The sequence below is a fragment of the Haladaptatus sp. HS23 genome, from assembly GCF_056892285.1.
This window is the reverse complement of the sequence record NZ_JBXGLH010000001.1, coordinates 318076-339967: the sequence shown is the minus strand read 5'-3', so window position 1 is coordinate 339967 and position 21892 is coordinate 318076. Positions and strand designations below refer to the sequence as shown.

Sequence of the window (21892 nt, the reverse complement as noted above, 5' to 3'; positions counted from 1 at the left end):
GTACCATCCGGTGTCGATGACCTGTCGGGTGTACCGTCGCGTCGCGTCCGTCCAGTGTTCGATATCGGTCGTATCCCGAATCGCGTGTCGATGTGTCATGCGTCCCCGTAATTACCGAGCAGGGTGATAACGACTACGGAACCAGCCACCTACTCACACTTCGACGGCCCACACCGTCACCGACTCGGAACAGCCGTACACCTCGTGGAACGCCCGGTCTACGAACTGTGCGATGCGGTTCGCGTCCGCTTTCGCGCTGATTCGCACGTTCGTCCCGTCCGCGTCCTCGGGGCTCTGTAACTGCTCGATTTTGAAGGCGGGGAACTCCCGAACCAGTGTCTTGAGTGCCTCTAACTCCTCGTCCGTACAGTCGAGATTGAGCGTCCGGTCGCCGAACTGAATCCACGGCGGGAGTTCCTCTTCCGTCCCGTCCTCGTCGCCCGCGTCGTCCGCCCCCGTCGGCGTCGATTTCGATTCGGAATCGAGGTCCGGTTCGGACCCGGTTTCGAGGTCGGCAGTCAGCGTGCAAAACGGGCTTCCGCGCTCGCGGTGTGCGGTGATGGCGTCCACGACGAGTTTCCGTCGTTCCGTCGGCGTCGAAGCGCTGAATCGAGTCATACCGGTCGTTCGTCCTCGGCCCTCAAAAACCGGATGCTCCACTCGGTTTCCGTAAGCCTTTATGCGAAGACGGTGCAGGTGAGTGCATGAACCCGAACATCCTGATTTTGGGTGCTCCCGGTGCTGGGAAAGGGACACAGAGCGCACGAATCGCCGAGGAATTCGACGTCGAACACGTCACGACCGGCGACGCGCTTCGCGCGAACAAGCACATGGAGACGGAGTACGGAACTCCCGCGAGTTACATGGACGAGGGCGAACTCGTCCCCGACGCCGTCGTCAACGAAATCGTCCAAGCCGCGCTCGCCGAGGCCGACGGCTACGTCCTCGACGGCTACCCGCGAAACCTCTCGCAGGCGGAGTATTTGGACGACATCACCGACCTCGACGTCGTTCTGTACCTCGACGTGGCCGAAGACGAACTCGTCGGCCGTCTCACCGGCCGCCGTCTCGACCCCGAAACGGGCGACATCTACCACGTCGAATACAACCCCGCCGAGGACGAGGCGGTAAAAGAACGACTCGTCCAGCGCGACGACGACACCGAGGAGACGGTGCGCGAACGCCTCCGCGTCTACCACGAGAACACGGAACCCGTCATCGAACACTACGACCAGACGGGCGAACTCGTCCGCATCGACGGCGAGCAGACGCCGGACGAGGTGTGGGACGAAATCAAGGGAACGGTCGAAGACGAGGCCTGAAAGCGGTCTACTCGAAGGACAGTTCTTTTTCCCGCGGTTCCGCCGACTCCGTTTCGAGGAGCGTGTCGAGTCGCCCTTCGAACTCCGCTTCGTCGATGTCGCCGTTCGCGTAGCGGGCCCTGAGGACTTCCACGGCGTCGAGTTCGGCTTCTTCCTCTTCCTGTACGACGGCCGTTTCACCGCCGTCCCGCAGATACCACACGAGAAATCCGAGAACGGCCACGATTCCGAGAAGGTAGGACGCTTCCGAGGCGACGACTTCGATGATACCCATGAAGAAGACGGCAAACCCACCCAACACGACCGCACGCCAGAAGTCGTGCTCCGGGAGTATTTCGCTCAGTTCGCTCATGCTATCGAGTCACGTGACAACTGTAAAAAATTTATCCTCCAACCGTTCGTCCTTCGACCGTTCCCTCCCGCGTCGGAGGGGGCACCGTTCGCCGCGCGCTCGTGCCGATGCCGAAGGTTGATTAACGCCGAATTCCAAACGTGCTACAATGGCACGGACAGCGCAGAAGGTAGAATCGCTCATCGCCGAGGACCCGGCGATGGCCGACGCCCTCTCGGTCATCTACGAGCGGACCGACGAAGGGTCGGACGAAGTCGAGTGGCGCGACGTCAGCGACGACCTCACGAGCGGCCAGTGGGGTCGATTGATAGAGAAGGGAATCCTCGTGGACGGCATTCACGGCTTCGAACTCGCGGACCCGGACGAAGTCGCGGATGCACTCGACGATTCCGGAACGGCAACGACGAGTACGGCGTCCTCGTCGGGCGACGTGGACGACATCGAAACCACGACGTGGTCGAAGTGGGACAAACTCGCGGCGGTGGCGAGCATCGGCCTGTTCTTGGGCTACTCCCAGAACGGCATCCGCTCCGCCGTGGGGAATGTCGTCAACGTGGTGCTCGGCCCCATCGACGCCGCACTCCCGTTCTACGTCGTCATCATGATCGTCGCCATGCTGACTGGCCTGTACACCACGCTCCTGCAGGACAACCTGATGGACATGGAGAAGATGAGCATGTATCAGGACCGGATGAAGGACATCCAGCAGCGTCAGAAGGAAGCGAAGGAGGAGGGCGACGAGCAGGCGATGGAGCGCATCCGACAGGAACAGATGGAAGCCATGGGCGACCAGACGGGCATGTTCAAAGAGCAGTTCCGCCCGATGGTCTGGACGATGTTCATCACCATTCCGGCCTTCCTCTGGATGTACTGGCGCATCGGCGACGGTACGCCGGCGGTCGTTCCGCACAAGGTCGTATTCCCTCTCGTCGGCGGGCCTATCGAATGGACGCATGGCGCGCTCGGTCCGATGCAGGCGTGGATCATCTGGTACTTCCTCTGCTCGATGGCGTTCACGCAACTCATCCGCAAGGCGCTGAACATCCAGACGACGCCGACGTAAGTTCAAAACCTCTTTCTTGGTGCCCGTTCGAGGGTACATATGTTATTGACCGTCTCAGGCCCACCGGGGAGTGGGAAGAGTACGACTGCGCAAGGACTCGCAGAGGCATTCGGATTGGACCACGTGAGCGGCGGCGACATCTTCCGCGAACTCGCCGCCGAGCGCGACTTGACACCGCTCGAATTCAACAAACTCGCCGAGGAGGACGAGGGGATAGACCGCGAACTGGACAAGCGACTCCGCGAAATCGCCACGCAGGACGACGACGTCGTCCTCGAATCCCGCCTCGCCGGGTGGCTCGCCGGGGAGTACGCCGACTTCCGAATCTGGCTCGACGCGCCGCTCGACGTGCGCGCGGCCCGCATCGCGGACCGCGAGGACAAATCGGAAAAGCAGGCGGCGACCGAAACCCGCGCCCGTGCGGGCAGTGAGGCCCAACGCTACGACGAGTACTACGATATCGACATTACCGACCTCACGATTTACGACCTGAGCATCAACACCGCGCGGTGGAATCCGGACGACGTTCTCGACATGCTCACGACCGCCGTCGAAAACTACGAACCGGGCTCCGACGAGGGCAAGTACCCGATTACCGGCGTCTCATACGATTTCTAATGACGCTTCGCGGCCCACCATCCGAGCGCTCGCCCGCGGAACTCCTCGAATTCGGGGTGGTCAACCTCGACAAACCGCCCGGCCCGTCGGCCCATCAGGTCGCGGCGTGGGTGCGGGACCTCTGTGAGGTCGAACAGGCGGCCCACGCGGGCACCCTCGACCCCAAAGTCACCGGCTGTCTACCGATGCTGACCGGTTCGGCGACCCGCCTCTCGCAGGTGTTCCTCGAAGGGTCGAAGGAGTACGTGTCAGTCCTCGAACTGCACGAGACGGCACCCGCCGACATCGAGTCCGTCGTCGCCGAGTTCGAGGCACCGCTGTATCAGAAACCCCCGCGAAAGAGCGCCGTCTCGCGAAAGCTTCGCGTGCGCGAAATTTACGACTTGGATGTACTGGAAGTGCAGGATAGAAAGGCCCTCCTCCGGATTCGCTGTGAGAGCGGCACGTACATCCGCAAGCTCTGTCACGACATCGGCCTCGCCCTCGGAACCGGGGCACACATGGGCCACCTCCGCCGAACGGCGACCGACCCGTTCGACGATACCGACCTCGTGACCCTCCACGACCTCTCGGACGCGCTCGCACGCTGGCGCGAGGCGGACGAGGACGACTGGCTTCGAGAAATCGTCCGCCCCGCGGAGGCAGCGTTAGCTCACCTCCCGAGCGTGACCATCGCGCCGAACGCCGCCGAACAGGTCGCACAGGGCGCGCAAGTGTACGCGCCGGGCGTCATCGAGGCTGAGGAAGCGGAACAGGACCAACTCGTCGCCTGTCACACGCCGAACGGTGCGGCGGTCTGTCTCGGCCGAATGGTCGGTGACGCGGATGCGGAGGAAGGGACGGTCGTCGAACTAGAGCGGGTGTTGGTTTAAGCCTCGAACTCCCGTTTTTCCCTGCCGGTTCACGCTGCTTTTTGTCGCCCGCAAATCACCTCCCAGTATGCAAGTCGGCACCGCGGAATCTTCCCCCGGCGAACTCGTCACGGGGTGGTTGGACGTCACCGACCTTCCCACAGGAACGCCCGAACGCCTCCCCGTCCTAATCGCGGACGGGGAGGAGGACGGCCCGACGCTCTGGATTACGGCGTCGATTCACGGCAACGAGGTAACGGCCCTCGCCACCGCACAGGACGTCATGCGGGAGGAGTTGGAGTCGAAGATTCGCGGGACGGTGGTCTGTCTTCCGAACCTGAATCCCGCCGGTTTGCGCCGAACGACGCGCACCTCCTACTACCACGGCGACGACCCGAACCGCTACTTCCCCGACCCGGACGTGGACGGGTCGCGTCCCGCGCGCGTGCAGGAACTCATCAACGAACGGGTGTTCGACGCGTTCGCCGACTCGGCGGACGCGCTCGTGGACCTCCACACCGCACAGGTCGGGTCGATTCCGTTCGTGATTCGTGACCGTGTGCTATTCGGAACTGAGCGCGGTGAGGACGAAGCCCACGACCTCGCCGACGAACTCGAACGCCTCGTTGATGCCTACGACTTCCCTGTCATCAACGAGTACGTCGCGGAGGAGTACGTGGAACAGAACCTCCAGCGCTCGACGGCGGGTGCGGCGCTGAACAACGCCGGAATCCCCGCGTTCACGGTCGAACTCGGCGGCTTCGAGGTGGTCGAGGAGGACACCCGCGAGAAGGGCGTCGTCGGCCTGCTGAACGTCATGTGTGAACTCGACATGTTGCCCGGCGACGTGGAACCGACGGGACTCGCCGCGCCCGTTGACTTCCCCGTCAAACGCGCCGTCCACCCGCACACCGAGACGGCCGGAATCGTCCGCCATCGCATCGAGGCCGGCGACACCTTCGAAGAGGGCGACGTCATCGCCGACATCGTCACGCCACACGGCGAACCGAAGGCGACGGTGGAGACGGACTACGACGGCTACGTCGTGGGACGCTATCACGGGGTCGCAGCGTACGAAAACGACCCGGTCACGAGCCTCGCAGTGCGGGACGACGGCGACTTGGTCGTCCCGCGCTCGCGGGAGTGAAACGAAGGGCTTAACATAGGCACTCTCCTCCTTGGAAATGTAGCGGGACCGTGGGGTAGTGGTATCCTCTGCGGATGGGGTCCGTAGGACCCGAGTTCGACTCTCGGCGGTCCCATACTTTTTGCGACGAACATCTTCGTGAGTCGCAAAACTGTGACGAGCGCCGAGCGTCGCATCGCACGTTGTGCGATGTCGGACGAGCGTAGCGAGTTCGAAGCTCGTCGTGAAGCGAAGCGGAACGACGGTGTTCGACTCTCGGCGGTCCCACTCTTCGATTGGACTACGAACGGCGAGCGAAGCGAGTCGTTCGGTGGTCCCATACTTCTGTTGGGAGTAGGAAAGACGAGCGGAGCAGGTCTTTCCGTGGTTCCTCTCTTTGATGGGAGCAGGAAAGACGAGCAAAGCGAGTCTTTCCGTGGTCCCATACCTTTTGCGACGAACATCTTCGTGAGTCGCAAAACCGTATCGAGCGATAAACGACCCGTAGCACTGCGACCGAACCCCTCCTTTTCGGCCGTCCCTATCCGGTTTTTTCTTCCGAAGCGGGAAATCCAAATATTCTTCCCACGGCAGGGAAGACAGTTGGCCATGAGCCGGACCGTTGCTGTCGCACATTATCCGGAAGGCGCGGGACACGCGACCCGGATGCTCGCGGTGGCACAGGCATTGGAAGGCCCGGAGACGGATGTCGTCCTCGCGGGCGGCGGTCCGGGGTCCCAGTTCATCGAACACAACGGATACGAGGTCTATCGTCCGGCGACGGTCGATTACATCGGCGACTATCAGGGCGGGTCGATTTTCGACGTGTTGACGCGAAGCGTTCCGAACAGCGGACGGCGCGTGTTCGACTTCGTGCGGTGGCTTCGCCGCGAGGACCCCGCCGCCCTCGTGACGGACGACATGTTCGCGGCGATGGCGGCCCACTGCACGGACACGCCGCTGTACGTCCTCACCCACAACGCCGCGTCCTACTACGACGCCGCCATCGAGGAAGTGTTCACGTGGATTCTCAACCGCTATCAGGTTTCGGTGTCCCACGCGTTCTTTTATCCCGCTATCTGGCCGCCGGACCGCGGCGACCCGCCGGGCGTCGTCCACATCCCGCCCATCGCCCTCGAACCCAACGGCGCGGAGGCTCCCGACGACATCGACGTGCTTCTCGTCCCGAGTACGTACACGACCAATTTCGTGGAACTCGCCCGCGAACTGGAAGCGGACGGCAACGACGTGACCCTCGTCGGCCACGACGGGTGGGATTCGGTGCCGTCGCTCCTCCCGTGGATTCAGGCCGCGAACGTCGTCGTCTGTTCGGGCTATTCGACCGTGATGGAGGCCGCCGTGGCCGGGACGCCGTGTGTCATCTATCCGTTCACGGACGAACAACACGGGGTTTCGCGAGTCATCGAACGCCGGGGTCTCCGAGGGTTCCAAATCGAACACTCGATTCCGCACGTCACCCGCGCGGTGCGCCATCCGCCCGAGGCCCCCGAGTACGAAAACGGCGCGGACCGAGCGGCCGAGTACGTCCTCGACCACATGGAATAGCTCGTTTTGGCCGTTCGTGAAATGGCACGGTAATTTGCCACTGCCGAAATCGCCATTCCCCTCTCGACTGACCGTTAGGTATGGCACAGGTGACGGTCGGCGGCCGACTCCATTTCGGCTTTCAGAACCTCTCGCTCGCCCACGAGCGACTGTACGGTGGTTTGGGAGTCGCGCTTTCCTTGCCGACCGTCTCCGTCGAGGCGACACCCGCGGACGAGGTGCACTGTGACGATTCGTGTGCACACGGGTACGCGAGCAGAGCAACGGACCTGCTGTCCGTCCCCGGCGCTGACGTGCGAATCCACGAGACGCTCCCGAGACACGTCGGCCTCGGGAGCGGAACGCAACTCGCGCTGGCCGTGTTCGCCGCCATCGCCCACGCGTACGGCACCCGCCCCGACGTTCGCGAGTATGCACCTGCCCTCGACAGGGCGGGGAGGAGCGGTATCGGCGTTTCGACGTTCGAACGCGGCGGCTTCGTCGTCGATGCCGGACACCCCACGGAGCGCTTCACCACCGACCGACCCGCACGAGGGGACTGGTCGGTCCCCCCCGTCGTCGCACGACACGACGTCCCCGAGGACTGGCGGTTCGTCCTCGTCCTCCCGGACGCCGAACCGGGACGAAACGGCACCGACGAGGACGCGAGCATGCGCTCCGTGGTCGAACGGGCGGACCCGACCATCGCAGAGGACATCTCCTCGATACTCCTTCGACGGGTCCTTCCGGCGATCGCGGAGTCGGACCCGGAACGGTTCGGGTCCGCCGTCGCGGAAATCGGCCGCCGAAACGGCGCGTGGTACGCCGACGAGCAGGGTGGCGTCTATCGACCGCCCGTCGGCAAACTAGTCACCGCGATGGAGTCCTCCCCGGCGGTGTTCGGCGCGGGGCAGTCGTCGTGGGGACCCGCGGTGTACGGCGTGACGACGCGGGGGATGGCCGACCGAGCGGTCGAAGTCGCCCACGACGCGCTCGATTCTGCGAGGGTCGGCGGCGACGTGGTGCTCACGTCCGCACGCAACACCGGGGCGAGCGTAAACGGTAAACATCAGGAATGAGAGAGGAAGACATGGACCGAATCCCGTTCGGCGTCTCGCAGTTCGACTCCCTCATCGGCGGGGGGTCCCCACCCGGGAGCGTCGTCCTGTTGGCTGGCGACGCCGGGGCGGGCGCACGCGAGTTCGCGTACACCAGCGCGACCATCAACGCCCTCGTCGACGCCGACCCGGACCTGTTCGAACTCCACTACGGCTCGGTCGACTCGCGTTCGTCGTTTCCCGACGAGATTCATTACGTCTCGTTTACCGCCAACGAAGCCGAAATCGTCGGCGAACTCACACACACCATCGACGAGTCGCTCGTCTCACTGGCGTCGGAGGTCATCTCGGTCAAGGACCTCTCGGCCGAATACTTCCAACTGAGCCCGATTCCCAACGACTGGTACGTCCAAAAACGCCGCACCATCACGGACCTCGGTAGTAGTCACGAGCGCCGCGGGGTCCTCGAAGCGCTCGGCGAATATCTCTCGGAGAAGGCACCCGGGAACCTCGTCGTCATCGATTCGCTGACCGACCTCTCCGCACTCCCCGACGAGCAGGTGGACTGGAACCAGACGCTCATGCTCCTCAAAGGCATGAAGAAGGCGGCCAAGGCGTGGGGCGGCCTGATACTCGTCCTCGTCGCACAGGAGAGCCTGACCGGACGACAGATGGGGTCCCTGATGAGCGCGACGGACGGCACTATCAGTTTCGAGTGGGAAAGCGGCGGCAACGAACGCGCCCGGACCATGTTCGTCCGCGAGTATCGCGGCGTCCTCTCTCGCATCGAGGAGGAAAATATCGTCCGCTTCGAAACGGAAATACGGAGCGACGGGTTGGACATCAGCAACGTCCGTAAGATTCGGTAGTTCGGACGGACCCGAGAGGCAACCTTGGTAGGAGACATCGGTTCTCAAAACAACGTCACTTCTTTCGGAATCCTGCCCCCAACGAGGCGAAACGTTAAGTCAGCGCTGTGAGAAGTAGGAATCCAACCGAATGGAGAGCGAAGACGCGAGCCACGTTCCAGCGGTAGAGTTGCCGACATCGGTTTCCCAGTGGGTGACCGAAACGGCCGACGAACTCGGCGTCTCCCGCCAGCGCTTCCTCTCCGAACTGCTCGCAGCACACGGGTCCCTCCACGAGGACGATGTGGACGGCGGGTTCGACGAACTGGACGAACTCCGCGGGGAGTTCATGGAAAAACTGACGGACGTCCGGGAGCGCGTCGTGCAGATAAAACGCGAAACGGACGGGAAGGCATCGGCGGACCACGACCACCCTGACCTGCGGGACGAACTGGACGAACTCCGGCAGACGGTGGACGACGGGAACGACGGGAACACCGAGGACGATGAAAACGTCGGCGAGAGCGTCGCGGAGGAAGTGGACCGCCTCCGGGAACGCGTGGTGGAAAACCGGGAACGGCTCGATTCCGGTTTCGAGAACTACGAGGAGGTCCTCGACTATCTCACCGAGACGACGGACGAACTGGATGCACGTCTCGACGTCCTCGCCCGTGCGCTCGTCTCAGTCCGCGACCAAGCCCGCGCGCTCGCCACGGCGAACGCGACGCGGGTCGTCACCGCCGAACTCGCTCGGACGGCAAATCGACACGGCATCGAGAGCGCCAAGTGTGGCGACTGCGAGATGAGCGTCACCATCGCGCTGCTCACCGAACCGTCCTGCCCACACTGCGGCGCGACGTTCGAGGATATCGAACCCAAGCAGGGCTTCTTCGGGTCGAACTGGCTCGTCGTCGGTCGTCCGCCCGCGCTGGAGGGTGACACCATCGACCCGGACGCCGACATCGACCCCGAGGCTGCCGACCTGTTGTCCGAGGTGACGGAGGGGTGAGCGACCGTTCCCAGGACCCCGAACGACGGGACGAACCGCTCTCCGACCTCGTCTCGGACATCGAGGAACGCCGAAGCCGGAAATCGGAGCGGGTCGATGACGTCTTCGAGGAGGTGAACGTCGGCGGCGTCGACACGGACGACCTCTGGGCCGACCTGCTGAGCGAGGACAGCGGCGAACTGGTCGTGAGCGCCCCCCGAGAGGCGGGACGGGACGACCGCGACGTTCGTACGATTCCGAAGACGAACTGCCAGGGGTGTCCGCACGTGGGCGACCCGCCGAACCTCCGGTGTACCCACGAGGGAACGGACATCCTCTCGATGCCCGACGTCGACCACTTCCGGGTGGCGGACTGTCCGATGGTCGCGGACGAGGACGACCTCCACGTGGACGAGAAGTAAGCGGTGGTCCCTCGGTACGTGGCGTTTTTCACGCTCCGCGCACAAGGCGGGGTATGCAATTTTGCGACGACTGTGGCTCCATGATGCGGACGATGGGGTCGAAGATGGTCTGCACGAACGACGACTGTCAGGCGACGGTGGCGAAGGACGAAGAGCGCGCCGCCGAGTTCGTCTCCACCGAGGCACAGGACGATTCGGACGTCATCGAGACCGAGGAGGGCGCGGATTTCGAGGGCAAACCGACCGCGAAGGACGTGCACTGCGACAAATGCGGCCACGACGTCGCGTGGTACACCATCAAACAAACCGCGTCCGCCGACGAGGCACCGACACGGTTTTTCAAATGTAAGGAGTGCGGCTATCGCTGGCGCGAATACAACTAATTATCATCTCAAATACTTCGCATATTTTACCCGCAGACCGACGTTTTAGGTAGTGCGGCGCAGACACACTGGTATGCGATTGCATACCCGGGACGTCCGACAGGATGTCCGCGAACTGGCTGGCTTGCTCGGCGACGTCCTCTCGCGACTCGCATCGCGGGAGGCGTTCGAGGCCGTCGAGACGGTACGAACCGGAGCCATCGACTACCGACACGGGGACGCGGCGTCCCGCGACGTACTCCGCGACGAAATCGACCGACTCCCGCCCGAGTTGGCCGGCCACGTCGCACGGGCGTTCGCGACGTACTTCGAACTCATCAACCTCGCCGAGGAGCGCCAACGCGTGCGCGCCATCCGCGAGGGAACGCAGGACGGAACGCTCGAAGACAGCCTTCGGGCCACCGCCGAAACGCTCGCCGGGGACGGTGCGGACTCCCAAACCGTCGAGCGAGTGCTGGAGGACGTGAACGTCGTTCCGACCTTCACCGCCCACCCCACCGAGGCGCGCCGGAAGACGGTCAAGGCGAAACTCCGCTCCGTCGAAGTCCTCCTCTCGGAACTCGACGAGCGCAGGTTGACCGACCGCGAGCAGAATCAGTTGGAACGCCGCTTGGAGAGCGAAGTGACCGGCCTCTGGGAGACGCGACAGGTCAGAAAGCGCCGCCCGGAGGTGGCTGACGAGGCGCGAAACGTCCTCTGGTACCTCGAAAACGTCCTCTTCGACATCGTCGGCGACGTGTACGACGAACTCGACCATACCGTCGGCGAGGAGTTCGACGTGGACGTTCCGGAACTGTTCGCGTTCCGTTCGTGGGCCGGGAGCGACCGGGACGGCAACCCGCACGTCACGCCCGAGGTGACGGCGGAAACCCTCGACCGTCAGCGCGAAGTCGTGTTGGAGCGCTACCGCGACGAACTGAAGCGCCTCTCCGGCGTGCTGAGTCAGGACGGCGACCGAATCGAGACGAGCAGTCTGTTCGATTCGAGCCTCGACACCGACCGCGAGCAACTCCCCACCATCGCGGAGCGCGTGACGGAGCGCTACCCGGAGGAACCGTACCGCCAGAAACTCGCCCTGATGCGCGAGCGAATCGACCGCGTCGGCGACGTTCGCCCCGGCGGGTACCACGACGCCGAGGAACTCCTCGCGGACGTGGACGCCATCGCCGACAGCCTCCGGAAGGACGGCGCGGAGAGCGTCGTCGATACGGAGGTGGACCCGCTTCGCCGCCGCGTCGAAACCTTCGGGTTCTCGCTCGCCGCGCTCGATTTGCGAGACCATCAGAAGAACCACACCACGGCAATCGCGGAGGCGCTGGCCCGCGAGGGTTTCGACTACGATTCGATGGACGAGGACGAACGGGTCGAACTGCTGACCGACGCCATCCTGCAGGACGAACCCATCATCGACATCGACACCGAGGGGCTTTCGGAGACCGCGAGCCGGGTTCTGACTCTCTTCTCGGAGACGGCCGAATGGCAGCGCGAGTACGGCGCGGAGACCATCGACACGTACTGCATCAGCATGACCGAGGAGGCGAGCCACGTCCTCGAGGTGCTGTTCCTCGCGGACCAAGCCGGAATCGTGGACCTGCCCGGCTACTCGGGACTCGACGTGGTCCCCCTGCTCGAAACCGAGTACGCGCTCTCGGGCGCACGGCGCATCGTCGGCACCCTGTTCGAAAACGAGGCTTACGCCGCGGCGCTCGAAGCGCGCGGCGGGACGCAGGAGATCATGCTCGGGTACTCCGATTCGAACAAGGAAAACGGCTTTTTGGCCGCCAACTGGAGCCTCTATCGGAACCAGAAACGACTCGCCGAAATCACCGAGGAGTACGACGTCACCCTCCGCCTGTTCCACGGGCGCGGCGGGTCGATTTCGCGCGGCGGCGGCCCGATGAACGAGGCCCTGCTGGCACTCCCCCGCGAAACCGTCTCCGGCCAGGTCAAGTTCACCGAACAGGGCGAGGCCATCGCTGAGAAGTACGCGAACCCCGTCATCGCGGAGCGAAACGTCGAACAGATGCTCGACGCCCAGATTAGGGCACGATACGCCGCACTGGAAGACGACGAGGAGACGATTCCCGACGAGTGGACCGAAGCGATGGACGTCGCCGCCGACGCCGCCCGCGACGCCTACCGCGACCTGCTCGAATCCGACGGCTTCGTCTCGTACTTCGAGGAGACGACGCCGATAACCGTCATCGAGGACCTGAACCTCGGGTCGCGCCCCGCCTCCCGCTCCGGCGAACGGACCGTGGAGGACCTCCGCGCGATTCCGTGGGTGTTCTCGTGGACTCAAAGCCGCTGCATCCTGCCGGGATGGTACTCGCTCGCCAAGGGATTGGACGCCTATGGCGACGTCGAAACCCTCCGGGAGATGTACGAGGAGTGGCCGTTCTTCCGGACCACCATCGACAACGCCGCGATGGCGCTCGCCCGGACCGACCTCGAAATCACGGCGGAGTACGCGGACCTCGCGCCGAAGAACCTGCGCGAGGAGTTCTTCCCCGAACTCGAATCGGAGTACGAACGCTCCGTCGAACTCGTGTTGGACATCACGGGGCGCGATGACCTCCTCGCGCGCGAATGGCTTCGGGAGAGCCTCGACCGTCGGAATCCCTACGTGGACCCGCTCAACCTCCTCCAAGTTCGCCTGCTTCGCCAGTCACACCTCACGGAGACGGAGCGCCGGACGCTCCGTCTGACCGTCACGGGCGTCGCGGCGGGGATGAAAAACACGGGGTGAGTCCGTCGCTCCGTCGAAATCGGATGACCTTTCCCGCTCTACGGCTCACACGCGAACGTGAGCGCTGACACTCCGGTTCGCGTCGAAGTGCATCCGGGTCGCGAGGCGGTGGTGGAGTTCGACCCCGACCTCACGTTCGAGTGCGTCGATAGCTGTACGTGGTGTTGTCACCACGGCGTCATGCTGTACGACCGCGAGTTCTTCGAGTTGGGAACACACGCCGACTTGAACGAGGCGACCACCGAGTTCCGCGGGGAGGATTTCGTACGCCGAGAGGAGAAAGACCACGACGAGACCGCAGAGGACGGGTGTGCCTGTCATTTCCTCCGCGGGGACGGCCTCTGTGAGTTACAGGCCGAAAACGGCTGGAAGCCCGCCCGCTGTTTCGTCTATCCGGTCTCCATCCGCAAGGAGGACGGCGAGATGCACGTTGACATCCGCGAGTCGGCGTGGGACCACTGCGAGGGGATGAACGAAAGCGAGCGCAAAATCATCGACCACTTGGACGCCTTTCTACCTGAATACCTGTGGGACGTGGAGAACCCGGATTCCGTTCGGGAACTGTGAGGATTCGCGGGGTTCACTGTCGCTGTGCTCGGTGGGATTCACACGGCACAGCGGCCGGTATCAGTATCTCCCCGACGTTCCTTCGGCGTCGTCGGGAACGTTCGTTTCGTATTCGGAACGACGTTCCGCCATCATCCCGCCGAGTGCACCGAAGACGATGGGATAGACCAGACCGAGGAAAATCGCCGGAATACCGTCCGGTGAGGCGGTTACCGCGGCGTTGGCGGCACTGGCAGCGAAGACGAACGTGCCGACGACGAACAACGGAAGATAGCCGACCGCGATACTGGCTCCGGCGTTTCGCGGTCCGTTGGCACCCGGCGCCTTTCCGGTCCGAACCGCTACGTATCCCGCACCGAACAGGAGGAGTGGCGGGACGAGATAGAGGAGAAAAAACGGTCCACCGATCATCGAAAGAAGGGACCGGTTCGTGAGCGACCGAAAGCCGTTGACCGTATCCGCCGTCGGAAGACTCGTCGGGACGAAGTGGGCGTTGTAAAACATCCATCCGGAAAGAACCCACCGTGACGGCGGTGTCCCGAAAATATGTGAGAGCGACGTCGCGTCAAGATAGCTCCCGGGGAGTTCGATGGCCATTATTTCGCCGATACGACCCGCCGTAGCCACGAACGTCAGGAGGTATCCGGATAGAAACGCTCCGATACCGAGGGGAACGGTCCGCCGGAGTGGGAGATGCGTTCGAACCATTACTATTCTCACATCTATCCGACAACATTATATCTTTTTTCCACGGAAACGGCGAGAACGAACCGTACCGTCGCTAGCCGGACCCGCTGATGACCACCCAGAGGGCAAACACGGCGATACCGCCGAGAGAGGTGCTCGCCACGGCGTGCATACGGAGTTTGTCGAGGAGGTGGTGTGCGTTGTCGCTCAACTGGGCCACCTCGTACACCTCGCCGCCGAGTTCACAGCGCGGGAGGAAGTCCATGGCGACGTGGAGGAAGACGCCCGCGGCGAACCCGAAGACGAGGCCGTTTATCGCGGCGCTGGACGGGAGTTGGAGGAGCGCGGAACCGATGGCCGTGATTCCGATTCCGGCGGCGGGAAGGAGCAGTACGGAGACAGGGTTTCCGCCGTCCCGGAGTCGGTGGGCGGCGACGTACCCCGCGGGTCCCTTGTGCGAGACGATGGCGAGGCCGAGGAGCAGCCCGAGGTCCGGCATGTTGCCGTAGACGAGGCCGATGATGGCACCCGCGGCGAGCGAGTGGGCGGTCAGTTCGACGGACGTGTGGTCGAGCGCGGTGTCGAGGTGGGTCGCTCGATGGCCTATCGTGTGGGCGCTGAACCCGACCAAAATGCCGAAGGCGATGCCGAACCCGCCGAACTCCGGGTGGTGTGATATCGCGCTCGGGACGAGGAAGACGGCGGCGCTGGTTATCATCGCGCCGCTCGCCAACCCGAAGGCCCAGACGAGCTTTTTCGCGTGCATGGAGTCGCTCGTCCGCCCGGAGAGGAGGGCACCCGCGGCCATGGCCGCGAACGCCACCCATCCGATGACGAGGACTTTGGACAGGCCCGCCGTCACCCCCACTCCGGTGAGGACGACGAGGGCGACGAACCCGGCGACGCCGAGCCGTGACAGTCGTGACATGGTTATTAACCTTCTCGGTGGAGTTATTAAGCCCGTCGGTCGGCCACCACAAAGCTATTGCCGAGCGGCGGCACGTAAAAAACAATGGAGACGAAGACGGTTCGCGGTGTGCGGTTTTCGGTTCGCGTGGCACAGACGCTCGTTGCGTACCTCCTCTTCCGACTCACCGTTCCGTTCGCGGGTGAACTGGTGTACGGCACGCTTTCGCATTTCGGTCTCGACGCATTCGTCACCGGGTCGCTTGGCGTGCTGCCGCTCGCTCCCGTCCTCGCCATCTCCTTCGGCGTCCCGTTCTGCTGTTTCACCTGCTGGTACTACTGGCGGTCGTGACCATGCGTGCCCTTCGTTTCACGTGGCGCGATTGTCTGTTCGTCCACTGGCCCGTCGATACCGCGCCGCTCGAAAACGCGATTCCGGACTCGTTGGCGCTCGACACGTACGACGGGCGGGCGTGGGTCAGCGTCCTCGCTTCGACCATCGAGAACGCGAGACCTCCCGGCACGCCGAGGGCGTTCGGCATGACGTTCCCGCAGGTCAATTTCCGAACCTACGTCCGTCTCGGCGACGCCACCGGCGTCTACTTTTTGAGCCTCGATACGGCGAGTCGGCTTGCGACACGCGTGGCACGACGGTTGTATCACCTTCCGTACTTCTATGCCGATATCGCCGTCGAGACCGACGGAACGAGTGCACCGAGTGAATCGGTCGAAGCGACGGAACTGGAAGCATCACACCGGGTTCGGAGCCGTCGACTCCATCCCGAAACGCTCCCGGTCGAATTCGAGGCGACGTATCGTCCGGAGCCCACCGTAACCGCCCCCGAATCCGGGTCGCTCGCCGACTTCCTCGCGGAGCGCTATCGGCTGTTCGTCCCGCAGGCCGGGATGACCGCCCGAGTCGAACACGACCCGTGGTCGCTGTGCCCCGCCGAGGCCGACGTTCGCGCCGGTTCGCTCTTCGATGCCGTCGGTCTGCCGACCCCCGACGCCGAACCGCGGGTTCGGTACTGCCCGGAGATGGAGTTTCACGTCCACGCGCCCAAGCGACTCGACTGACTCACTCCCGCGTCGCCTGCCGCCACTGCTTCAGGCCGACGATGTCCCCGTTTACCTCCTCCGCGTCCGTGGCAGCCCAGACGAACAGTTCGGCCACGTCATCCGGGTCGCGTCCCTTCCCATCCATCATGTCGGTTCCGACCACGCCGGGGTCGACGCCGACGACAGTTCCGTCGAGTTCGGCCGAAAAGCCGCGGACGAGCGCCTCCGCGGCGGCCTTCGAGACGGCGTAGGAACCGTACCCGGAATGGGTTTCGTGGCCGATACTGCCCGTCGGGACGAGAACGCGGGCGTCGTCGGTGAGATGGGGAAGCGACTCCCGAACCGTCGTGAACACACCCCGGCAGTTCGTCCGAAACGTGTCGTCGAAGGCCGCGTAGGATTCCGTCGGCAACGGCGTTTCGCCGGGTGTGCCGTGGTAGGCTCCGGCGTTCGCCACCAACACGTCGATGCCGTCGTCTCCCTCTCTGGCGGCGGTTTCCGCCAATCGCTCCATATCAAATTCGTCACGAACGTCGGCGCGGAGGCCGATTGCGGTGTTGCCCCGTTCCTCGATGGCTTCGACGCTCTCTTCGACTTCCTCCGCGTTCCGTCCACAGAGGGTGACGGTCGCGCCTTCGTCCGCGAACGCCGCCGCAACCGCTCGGCCGATTCCTCGCGTCCCGCCGGTAACGACCGCCGTCAATCCGTCCATGGGGGGAACGAGGGAGGGAAGCGTCAAATCGGTTGCCGTCGGCGTCCCTTCGAACCCCCCGTTGCAGTTAACCCCGTGCAGTGCAAGTGAAAACCATGTATCAGCCGGGCCACTGCGGCGTGGCACTCGCGCTCTATGCGCCCATCGGTTGTGCCCTCGTTGCGACCGGGTCCCCGACGTACGCCCTCCTCGGCGGCGTCGTCACCGTCACCCTCACGATGATACCGGACCTCGATACGCGAATGCCCCGACTCGACCACCGAGGACCGACGCACTCCGTCGCGTTCGCGGGAACCGTCGGCGTGCTGACCGCCCTCGCGGGCGGCCTTCTCGGTGGCGTACAGGCGGCGGAGTTCGGCCTACTGGTCGGCACGCTCGCCATCGTTTCCCACCTCCTCGCCGACGTCATCACGCCGATGGGCGTTCGTCCGTTCTGGCCGCTCTCGGAGCGAAACTTCACCCTCGACATCGTGCCCGCGAGCGACACCCGTGCGAACGTCCTCCTGTTCGTCCTCGGCCTCGTGTCGGCGGGCGGCGCGTGGACGCTCGGCCACCTCCTCGGATGACCGTTCGTCACTATCGCAGTTGCTCGTCGAGGAAGGCCGCTTCGTAGCCGACCACCGTATCGAGCGCGTCGTCGTACACGTCGAAGTGGCCGACCGGGAGTTCGATGTACGTCGCGTCGGCCGCCTCCGCCGCCGACCGAACCGACGACACGGGGACGATGTCGTCGTCTCGCCCCCCGACGAAGAGCAACGGACACGGAACGTCCTCCACGACCGAAATCGGTCGGTAGAACGGAATTTCGAGGAAGACGCGGGCCGGGACTTCGTTGTCCCACACCGGCGGGTCGGGCACGATGGTTTCCATTCCCTCCATCGCTCCCGGTGCGTTGAGCACCGCGAACTCTCCGGGATATCCGGCGATGGGAACCGTGTGCGGTCCCCGGAACGTGTACTTCCTGACGAGGTCACGGACGCCCGCGACCGTTCCCTTCAGGAGCTTTTTCACGCCGGATGCGCGGGCGACGGCCCGTCCGTCCACGAACGGAACTTGTGCGATGACGGCGGCGATTCGGTGGTCGTCGGCCGCTGCCTGAATGACGTGCCCGCCACTGTAGGACGTCCCCCAGAGCGCGATTTTACGTCGGTCGACGGCGTTCAGTCCCCGGACGTGGTCGATGGCCGCCTCCCAGTCCTCGACGTGCCGACTCGCGCTTACGAGGTTGCGGGGTTCGCCGTCGCTGTCGCCGAAGTTTCGGTAGTCGAAGAGAAAGACGGCGAACTCGTGGGCGACGAACTCCTTCGCGATTTCCGGCAACCCGAAGGTTCGCTCCGCCCCGAACCCGTGTGCCATCACGACCACGGGCGGATTCGAGACGCCCTCCGGCGTGTAGAGCCACCCGGCACAGCGCGTCCCCTCGCTCTCGAAATCGGCGTCGTTCCTCGCGTACCGCAACCGTGATAGCTCGCGTCCCCGTGTCTTCGTCATTATCTCCTACGAGGACGACGAGGAACATAAAAGTCGTCTCACGGGTCAACGAACGATAGCTCCTCCTTCTTTCCGGTGACGGCCCGCATCATACACCCTCGGCACACCCACAACTCGCCGGTTCGTCCGACGAGGTGCGTTCCGTTCGACTTCCGTCGTTCGCAGATGTCACATACCCCCATACCGAAGCCGTCAACGGCCGTGAATGTCAAACCCGCCCCTCCGCGGAACCGCAATCGGTTTTTCGAATCGGGCTCTGTTACCACGTATCGAGAAAGGTTTATCACTTACTGAATGAATGTTCAGTCAGTGAGTGCGAAGGTGCCGAAACTGCCGATAGCCTCGGTGCACCCGTGACCGACCGCGAGAGGACCCGCCGAGCGACCGAACACACTATCACGACTTCATGCCAGACAAACCTACGAACGCGACACGGAAACCGACGGCCGCCGTGACGTTGACCGACGTCCGCAAGACCTACCACCGCGGCGAACCCGTTCACGCCCTCGACGGCGTCGACCTGACCATCGAAACCGGGTCCTACACCGCCGTCATGGGGCCGAGCGGGTCGGGAAAGAGCACCCTGATGAACGCCGTCGGCTGTCTCGACATGCCGACCGATGGGTCGATTACGGTGAACGGAACCGAGGTGACGACGCTTTCGGATTCCAAGCGGACGTCCCTCCGGGGTGACGAAATCGGGTTCGTCTTCCAGACGTTCAACCTGATGCCGAAGCTCACCGCCAAGGAGAACGTCGCCCTGCCGATGGTGTTCCAGGGAGTGAAGACAAAGCCCCGAAACGAACGGGCGAGTGACCTCCTCGAACGGGTCGGGTTGGGTGACCGACTCGACCACCGTCCGAACGAACTCTCGGGCGGCCAACGCCAGCGGGTTGCGATTGCGCGTGCGTTGGCGAACGACCCCGCCATCATCCTCGCCGACGAACCGACGGGCAACCTCGACACGGAGACGGAGGGCCAAATTCTCTCCTTGTTCGAGGAGCTTCACGACGAAGGGAACACCATCTTCCTCGTCACCCACGAACGGGTCGTCGCCGAACACGCGGACCGAATCGTGCACCTGTTGGACGGCGAAGTAGAGCGCATCGAAACCGTCGATGCGCCGCGGCGGATGGAGGCGAACGCATGAACGTGCGCCAGAGTTTCGCGATGAGTTGGCGGTCCATCCGCGACCACAAACTCCGGTCTGTACTGACGACGCTCGGCATCATCATCGGCGTCGGGTCGGTCATCACGTTCGTCACACTCGGTGCGAGCCTTCAGGCCGCCGTCGTCGGCCAAGTCACCGCGGAGGACAACCCGTCCATCGTCGCGAGCGTGGGCCCCCCGAGTTCCAACGACGGACCCGGCGGCCCACAGGGGCAGGGAAGCTCACTGCCGGTGTTCACCGAACACGACATCGAGCAGTTGCGGGGACTCTCCGACGTCGATTCCGTCGTGCCACAGGGGAACGTACAGGTTTCCTCTATCGCTCACGAGGGCCAAACCATCGGCTGGGAGAGCGTGACCGCGACGACGCCGAATTCGTTCGCCGCCGATTCGTTCGAGTCGGGACGCACGTTCACGCCCGGGGAGGACGAAGTCGTCCTCAACGAACCGGCGGCGACCCTGTTCTCGACGAACGTCACTACCGGCGATACGCTCACGCTTCAGTTCGATAGTGGCCCGCGGACCGTGACCGTCGTCGGCATCCTCAACGCCTCGGCCACCGCGAACGCGTTCGGTGCGGCACAACCCCACATCTACGTCCCGACGGACCCGTTCTACGGCACGACTGTGAAGAGTCCGGCGACGGGCGAACGGCAACAGGCCTACCCGCAGGTCACGGTACGGGCCGTCAATTACGACCACGTGGATAGCGTTCAACCCGCCGTCAAATCGTACCTGTCGAACGAATCCGACGCGAGCCAACTCAAACCCGCGTCCTACGAGGTGTCCCTCCAGACGAACCGGCAACTGGTGGACCAGATTCAGGAGGTCATCGGGACGTTCACGAGCTTCATCACCGGCATCGCCGTCATTTCGCTCATCGTCGGGGCCATCGGCATCGCCAACATCATGCTGGTGAGCGTGACCGAGCGCACCCGCGAAATCGGCATCATGAAAGCCGTCGGCGGGCAGAAACGGGACATCATCCAACTGTTCCTCGTCGAGGCGGTCATCCTCGGCGTCATCGGGTCCGTCGTCGGAACCGTCGTCGGCATCGCGGGCGGGTACGCCGCCGCGCAGGCCATCGGCTTCGACCTCGCGTTCGCGCCGAAGTGGTTCGTTATCGCCATCGTCGTCGGTATCGGCGTCGGCCTCGTCTCGGGTCTCTACCCGGCGTGGAACGCCGCGAGAATCGACCCCATCGACGCGCTCCGACACGAATAACGGCGCTTTTTATTTCGCCATCAGCACCGATTCGACGTACTCCCGTGCCGCCTCACGCGCCTCTTCGAGCGCGTTCTCCTCGTCGAGGGAGGCATAGCGCGTTCGCGCGCCGTCGACGATGAGCATGAGCGCTTCCGCCGCGTGTTCCGGGTCCTCCACCGAGAACACGCCGGAATCCGTCCCGTCGGCGATAACCGTCTTGAGGAGATAGCAGGTGTACTCGTCGTTGCGCTGGAACTGCTCCCGTACCGCGTCGTTGTACGGAGCCTGCGCTCGCATCTCCAACATGGCGACCATGAAATCACGATTTCCCTCGCGGTCGGTCAACAAGCGGTCCAACAGCAGGTCGAGTCGTTCCTTCGGGGCCGTCGTTTCGACTTCGTGAACCCGGTCGATAAACTTGTCCAACAGGAAGCTAAGGAACGCCGCGAGGAGGTCGTCTTTCGTATCGTAGTAGTAGTGGATGGCCGCCGTCGATTTGCCGTACTCCGCGGCTATCGTCTGCATCGTCATGTTCGCATAGCCGTACTCACAGAGCGCTCGATAGGTGGCCCGCATTATTTCGAGTTCGGATTCGGAACGCTCGTCGCCGCCGGATGGCTCTGCCATTGACTAAACAACTAGTTATCGCGGCAAAACGCTTGTGGTCGTGCTTCGAACGGGTGTTTCGGCATTTCCGGTGCTTCTCGTGGAACTCCACCGTCCCGTCGGGTGATTGTGACGGTTGAACGACAAAATCCTTAACAGGGCT

26 protein-coding genes and 1 tRNA gene are annotated in these 21892 nt (G+C 63.7%); 19 read left to right on the top strand and 8 right to left on the bottom strand.

Annotation, left to right across the window (positions count from 1 at the left end):
• Positions 1-153: 153 nt before the first annotated feature.
• A complete protein-coding gene (locus tag AC1XDK_RS01820; protein ID WP_483348068.1) occupies positions 154-618 on the bottom strand; it encodes a DUF7975 family protein in 465 nt (154 codons plus the stop codon).
• 86 nt (positions 619-704) lie between these two features.
• On the opposite strand from AC1XDK_RS01820, the gene AC1XDK_RS01815 reads away from it, so the two are divergent.
• Positions 705-1322 carry an adenylate kinase gene (locus AC1XDK_RS01815; RefSeq protein WP_483348067.1) on the top strand — a complete coding sequence of 206 codons (618 nt, stop codon included), beginning with the start codon at positions 705-707 and terminating at the stop codon, positions 1320-1322.
• 7 nt (positions 1323-1329) lie between these two features.
• Here the strand turns inward: AC1XDK_RS01815 and AC1XDK_RS01810 are convergent, their stop codons facing one another.
• Positions 1330-1674, bottom strand: a complete 345-nt coding sequence (locus tag AC1XDK_RS01810; RefSeq protein ID WP_483348066.1) for an SHOCT domain-containing protein — start codon at positions 1672-1674, stop codon at positions 1330-1332.
• A 148-nt stretch (positions 1675-1822) separates the two neighbouring features.
• Here AC1XDK_RS01810 and AC1XDK_RS01805 point away from each other — a divergent pair, with 148 nt between their 5' ends.
• The 13 genes from AC1XDK_RS01805 to AC1XDK_RS01745 all read left to right on the top strand — a co-directional run bounded on the left by AC1XDK_RS01805 (position 1823) and on the right by AC1XDK_RS01745 (position 13892).
• Positions 1823-2737 carry a DUF106 domain-containing protein gene (locus AC1XDK_RS01805; protein ID WP_483348065.1) on the top strand — a complete coding sequence of 305 codons (915 nt, stop codon included), beginning with the start codon at positions 1823-1825 and terminating at the stop codon, positions 2735-2737.
• Positions 2738-2776: 39 nt separating this feature from the next.
• Positions 2777-3355 carry a (d)CMP kinase gene (gene cmk, locus AC1XDK_RS01800; RefSeq protein WP_483348064.1) on the top strand — a complete coding sequence of 193 codons (579 nt, stop codon included), beginning with the start codon at positions 2777-2779 and terminating at the stop codon, positions 3353-3355.
• Positions 3355-4227, top strand: coding sequence for an RNA-guided pseudouridylation complex pseudouridine synthase subunit Cbf5 (locus AC1XDK_RS01795; RefSeq protein ID WP_483348063.1), 873 nt, complete (start codon positions 3355-3357; stop codon positions 4225-4227). The genes cmk and AC1XDK_RS01795 overlap by 1 nt, the downstream gene beginning before the upstream one ends.
• A gap of 67 nt (positions 4228-4294) precedes the next feature.
• Positions 4295-5353, top strand: coding sequence for a succinylglutamate desuccinylase/aspartoacylase family protein (locus AC1XDK_RS01790; protein ID WP_483348062.1), 1059 nt, complete (start codon positions 4295-4297; stop codon positions 5351-5353).
• Between the two features lie 44 nt (positions 5354-5397).
• A tRNA-Pro gene (locus tag AC1XDK_RS01785) sits at positions 5398-5468 on the top strand.
• A 473-nt stretch (positions 5469-5941) separates the two neighbouring features.
• Positions 5942-6898, top strand: a complete 957-nt coding sequence (locus tag AC1XDK_RS01780) for a glycosyltransferase (RefSeq protein ID WP_483348061.1) — start codon at positions 5942-5944, stop codon at positions 6896-6898.
• A gap of 80 nt (positions 6899-6978) precedes the next feature.
• Positions 6979-7956: a beta-ribofuranosylaminobenzene 5'-phosphate synthase family protein gene (locus AC1XDK_RS01775; RefSeq protein ID WP_483348060.1), complete on the top strand. Its 978-nt coding sequence runs from the start codon at positions 6979-6981 to the stop codon at positions 7954-7956.
• A gap of 11 nt (positions 7957-7967) precedes the next feature.
• A complete protein-coding gene (locus AC1XDK_RS01770; protein WP_483348904.1) occupies positions 7968-8804 on the top strand; it encodes an RAD55 family ATPase in 837 nt (278 codons plus the stop codon).
• A 130-nt stretch (positions 8805-8934) separates the two neighbouring features.
• Positions 8935-9792, top strand: coding sequence for a hypothetical protein (locus AC1XDK_RS01765; protein WP_483348059.1), 858 nt, complete (start codon positions 8935-8937; stop codon positions 9790-9792).
• Positions 9789-10193, top strand: coding sequence for a DUF8135 domain-containing protein (locus AC1XDK_RS01760; protein ID WP_483348058.1), 405 nt, complete (start codon positions 9789-9791; stop codon positions 10191-10193). Before AC1XDK_RS01765 ends, AC1XDK_RS01760 begins: the two co-directional genes overlap by 4 nt.
• A gap of 53 nt (positions 10194-10246) precedes the next feature.
• A complete protein-coding gene (locus AC1XDK_RS01755; RefSeq protein ID WP_395283806.1) occupies positions 10247-10576 on the top strand; it encodes a transcription factor S in 330 nt (109 codons plus the stop codon).
• A gap of 73 nt (positions 10577-10649) precedes the next feature.
• Positions 10650-13325, top strand: a complete 2676-nt coding sequence (ppc, locus tag AC1XDK_RS01750; RefSeq protein ID WP_483348057.1) for a phosphoenolpyruvate carboxylase — start codon at positions 10650-10652, stop codon at positions 13323-13325.
• 57 nt (positions 13326-13382) lie between these two features.
• Positions 13383-13892, top strand: coding sequence for a hypothetical protein (locus AC1XDK_RS01745; protein ID WP_483348056.1), 510 nt, complete (start codon positions 13383-13385; stop codon positions 13890-13892).
• Between the two features lie 60 nt (positions 13893-13952).
• Here the strand turns inward: AC1XDK_RS01745 and AC1XDK_RS01740 are convergent, their stop codons facing one another.
• Complete coding sequence (locus tag AC1XDK_RS01740) at positions 13953-14600, bottom strand: DUF7978 family protein (RefSeq protein WP_483348055.1); 648 nt, start codon at positions 14598-14600, stop codon at positions 13953-13955.
• Positions 14601-14673: 73 nt separating this feature from the next.
• Entirely contained in the window at positions 14674-15507 is an 834-nt protein-coding gene (locus AC1XDK_RS01735) for a ZIP family metal transporter (protein ID WP_483348054.1), read from the bottom strand.
• 84 nt (positions 15508-15591) lie between these two features.
• Here AC1XDK_RS01735 and AC1XDK_RS01730 point away from each other — a divergent pair, with 84 nt between their 5' ends.
• Together AC1XDK_RS01730 and AC1XDK_RS01725 are read left to right on the top strand one after the other, a co-directional pair.
• Complete coding sequence (locus tag AC1XDK_RS01730; RefSeq protein WP_483348053.1) at positions 15592-15837, top strand: hypothetical protein; 246 nt, start codon at positions 15592-15594, stop codon at positions 15835-15837.
• Positions 15838-15839: 2 nt separating this feature from the next.
• Entirely contained in the window at positions 15840-16562 is a 723-nt protein-coding gene (locus tag AC1XDK_RS01725; RefSeq protein WP_483348052.1) for a YqjF family protein, read from the top strand.
• A gap of 1 nt (position 16563) precedes the next feature.
• Here AC1XDK_RS01725 and AC1XDK_RS01720 read toward each other — a convergent pair whose 3' ends face one another.
• Complete coding sequence (locus AC1XDK_RS01720; protein ID WP_483348051.1) at positions 16564-17256, bottom strand: SDR family NAD(P)-dependent oxidoreductase; 693 nt, start codon at positions 17254-17256, stop codon at positions 16564-16566.
• Between the two features lie 95 nt (positions 17257-17351).
• Between AC1XDK_RS01720 and AC1XDK_RS01715 the strand changes: the two genes are divergently transcribed.
• A complete protein-coding gene (locus AC1XDK_RS01715) occupies positions 17352-17822 on the top strand; it encodes a metal-dependent hydrolase (RefSeq protein WP_483348050.1) in 471 nt (156 codons plus the stop codon).
• 10 nt (positions 17823-17832) lie between these two features.
• Here the strand turns inward: AC1XDK_RS01715 and AC1XDK_RS01710 are convergent, their stop codons facing one another.
• Together AC1XDK_RS01710 and AC1XDK_RS01705 are read right to left on the bottom strand one after the other, a co-directional pair.
• Entirely contained in the window at positions 17833-18747 is a 915-nt protein-coding gene (locus AC1XDK_RS01710) for an alpha/beta hydrolase (protein ID WP_483348049.1), read from the bottom strand.
• A 38-nt stretch (positions 18748-18785) separates the two neighbouring features.
• Entirely contained in the window at positions 18786-18959 is a 174-nt protein-coding gene (locus AC1XDK_RS01705; protein ID WP_483348048.1) for a hypothetical protein, read from the bottom strand.
• A gap of 194 nt (positions 18960-19153) precedes the next feature.
• Here AC1XDK_RS01705 and AC1XDK_RS01700 point away from each other — a divergent pair, with 194 nt between their 5' ends.
• Together AC1XDK_RS01700 and AC1XDK_RS01695 are read left to right on the top strand one after the other, a co-directional pair.
• Positions 19154-19897, top strand: a complete 744-nt coding sequence (locus AC1XDK_RS01700; protein ID WP_483348047.1) for an ABC transporter ATP-binding protein — start codon at positions 19154-19156, stop codon at positions 19895-19897.
• Positions 19894-21141: an ABC transporter permease gene (locus AC1XDK_RS01695; protein ID WP_483348046.1), complete on the top strand. Its 1248-nt coding sequence runs from the start codon at positions 19894-19896 to the stop codon at positions 21139-21141. Before AC1XDK_RS01700 ends, AC1XDK_RS01695 begins: the two co-directional genes overlap by 4 nt.
• A 9-nt stretch (positions 21142-21150) precedes the next feature.
• Here AC1XDK_RS01695 and AC1XDK_RS01690 read toward each other — a convergent pair whose 3' ends face one another.
• The gene (locus AC1XDK_RS01690; protein WP_483348045.1) at positions 21151-21750 is read right to left on the bottom strand and encodes a TetR/AcrR family transcriptional regulator; all 600 of its coding nucleotides are present in this window, start codon (positions 21748-21750) and stop codon (positions 21151-21153) included.
• Positions 21751-21892 lie beyond the last annotated feature (142 nt).

Coding starts and splice junctions, on each gene's coding strand:
- AC1XDK_RS01820 (WP_483348068.1), bottom strand. CDS start 618: ATGACTCGATTCAGCGCTTCGACGCCGACGGAACGACGGAAACTCGTC.
- AC1XDK_RS01815 (WP_483348067.1), top strand. CDS start 705: ATGAACCCGAACATCCTGATTTTGGGTGCTCCCGGTGCTGGGAAAGGG.
- AC1XDK_RS01810 (WP_483348066.1), bottom strand. CDS start 1,674: ATGAGCGAACTGAGCGAAATACTCCCGGAGCACGACTTCTGGCGTGCG.
- AC1XDK_RS01805 (WP_483348065.1), top strand. CDS start 1,823: ATGGCACGGACAGCGCAGAAGGTAGAATCGCTCATCGCCGAGGACCCG.
- cmk (WP_483348064.1), top strand. CDS start 2,777: ATGTTATTGACCGTCTCAGGCCCACCGGGGAGTGGGAAGAGTACGACT.
- AC1XDK_RS01795 (WP_483348063.1), top strand. CDS start 3,355: ATGACGCTTCGCGGCCCACCATCCGAGCGCTCGCCCGCGGAACTCCTC.
- AC1XDK_RS01790 (WP_483348062.1), top strand. CDS start 4,295: ATGCAAGTCGGCACCGCGGAATCTTCCCCCGGCGAACTCGTCACGGGG.
- AC1XDK_RS01780 (WP_483348061.1), top strand. CDS start 5,942: ATGAGCCGGACCGTTGCTGTCGCACATTATCCGGAAGGCGCGGGACAC.
- AC1XDK_RS01775 (WP_483348060.1), top strand. CDS start 6,979: ATGGCACAGGTGACGGTCGGCGGCCGACTCCATTTCGGCTTTCAGAAC.
- AC1XDK_RS01770 (WP_483348904.1), top strand. CDS start 7,968: ATGGACCGAATCCCGTTCGGCGTCTCGCAGTTCGACTCCCTCATCGGC.
- AC1XDK_RS01765 (WP_483348059.1), top strand. CDS start 8,935: ATGGAGAGCGAAGACGCGAGCCACGTTCCAGCGGTAGAGTTGCCGACA.
- AC1XDK_RS01755 (WP_395283806.1), top strand. CDS start 10,247: ATGCAATTTTGCGACGACTGTGGCTCCATGATGCGGACGATGGGGTCG.
- ppc (WP_483348057.1), top strand. CDS start 10,650: ATGCGATTGCATACCCGGGACGTCCGACAGGATGTCCGCGAACTGGCT.
- AC1XDK_RS01740 (WP_483348055.1), bottom strand. CDS start 14,600: ATGGTTCGAACGCATCTCCCACTCCGGCGGACCGTTCCCCTCGGTATC.
- AC1XDK_RS01735 (WP_483348054.1), bottom strand. CDS start 15,507: ATGTCACGACTGTCACGGCTCGGCGTCGCCGGGTTCGTCGCCCTCGTC.
- AC1XDK_RS01730 (WP_483348053.1), top strand. CDS start 15,592: ATGGAGACGAAGACGGTTCGCGGTGTGCGGTTTTCGGTTCGCGTGGCA.
- AC1XDK_RS01725 (WP_483348052.1), top strand. CDS start 15,840: ATGCGTGCCCTTCGTTTCACGTGGCGCGATTGTCTGTTCGTCCACTGG.
- AC1XDK_RS01720 (WP_483348051.1), bottom strand. CDS start 17,256: ATGGACGGATTGACGGCGGTCGTTACCGGCGGGACGCGAGGAATCGGC.
- AC1XDK_RS01715 (WP_483348050.1), top strand. CDS start 17,352: ATGTATCAGCCGGGCCACTGCGGCGTGGCACTCGCGCTCTATGCGCCC.
- AC1XDK_RS01710 (WP_483348049.1), bottom strand. CDS start 18,747: ATGACGAAGACACGGGGACGCGAGCTATCACGGTTGCGGTACGCGAGG.
- AC1XDK_RS01700 (WP_483348047.1), top strand. CDS start 19,154: ATGCCAGACAAACCTACGAACGCGACACGGAAACCGACGGCCGCCGTG.
- AC1XDK_RS01695 (WP_483348046.1), top strand. CDS start 19,894: ATGAACGTGCGCCAGAGTTTCGCGATGAGTTGGCGGTCCATCCGCGAC.
- AC1XDK_RS01690 (WP_483348045.1), bottom strand. CDS start 21,750: ATGGCAGAGCCATCCGGCGGCGACGAGCGTTCCGAATCCGAACTCGAA.